The 1085-nt window shown below is 67.3% G+C and carries 1 protein-coding gene; it reads left to right on the forward strand.

Features of this window, described 5'->3' with window-relative positions; all coding sequences use genetic code 11:
• The first annotated feature begins 101 nt into the window (after nucleotides 1–101).
• Nucleotides 102–1073: an IS481 family transposase gene (locus ACO0E0_RS15135; RefSeq protein WP_422872274.1), complete on the forward strand. Its 972-nt coding sequence runs from the start codon at nucleotides 102–104 to the stop codon at nucleotides 1071–1073.
• Nucleotides 1074–1085 lie beyond the last annotated feature (12 nt).

Consider the following 1085-nt stretch of genomic DNA (forward strand, 5'->3'; position numbering starts at 1 on the left):
TGTACCTGGCCGTGACGTTGGTGACACTTCGGGGGTTGTGACGCGGCGAGGCCTCCTGGCTTGATGGAGCTGTCTAGTTCAACCATCGCCAGGAGGCCTCGGTGTCCCACGCTAACGCTCGATTGACGCTGCACGGACGACGACTGCTCGTCGCGCGCGTCGTCGAGGATCGCCGTCCCGTCGCGCACGTCGCGAAAGAGCTCGGCGTCTCACGCCAGTGCGCGCACCGGTGGGTGCGCCGGTTCCGCGCCGAAGGTGTCGTCGGCTTGTCGGATCGGTCGAGCCGTCCACGCAGGATGCCGACGAAGACCAGTCCGGAACGCGAAACCCTGGTCCTTGCTGCCAGGATTCGGCTCCGGTTCGGTCCCGCCAGGCTCGCCGCCGAGACCGGCGTCCCGGCGCGGACGATCTCCCGCATCCTCCGCCGGCATGAGGTGCCGCCGTTGGCGTGGTTGGACCCGATCACCGGAGCGCCGATCCGCGCCACCCGAGCAACGACGAACCGATACGAGCACGACCGTCCCGGCGACATGGTCCACGTCGACGTGAAAAAGCTCGGCCGGATCCCCGACGGAGGCGGGTGGCGGTCGTTAGGCCGCGAAGCGACCTCGACGACGCGGCACCGCAAGAACGGGCCGGGCTTCGACTATGTGCACGCTGCCGTCGATGACCACACCCGCCTCGCTTACGCGGAGATCCACCCGGACGAGAAAGGCGCGACCGCTGCCGGGTTCCTGACCCGCGCCGCCGCATACTTCGCCGGCCACGGCATCGCTCGGATCGAGCGGGTGATCTCAGACAACGCGTTCGCCTACCGCCACTCGACCGCGTTCAAGGACGCCGTCGCAGCGCTCGGCGCGAAGCAGAAGTTCATCAAGCCGCACTGCCCATGGCAGAACGGGAAAGTCGAGCGCTTCAACCGGACCCTCGCGACCGAATGGGCTTACCGGCAGCCCTTTACCAGCAACCGAGCACGAGCCGACGCCCTTGCGCCCTGGATCGAGCACTACAACACTGACCGGATCCACTCAAGCCACGGACTCACTCCCGCAGCCCGAGTGTCACCAACCTGATGGCTCAGTACA

The sequence above is a fragment of the Curtobacterium phyllosphaerae genome, assembly GCF_049341865.1.
GTDB lineage: Bacteria > Actinomycetota > Actinomycetes > Actinomycetales > Microbacteriaceae > Curtobacterium > Curtobacterium phyllosphaerae.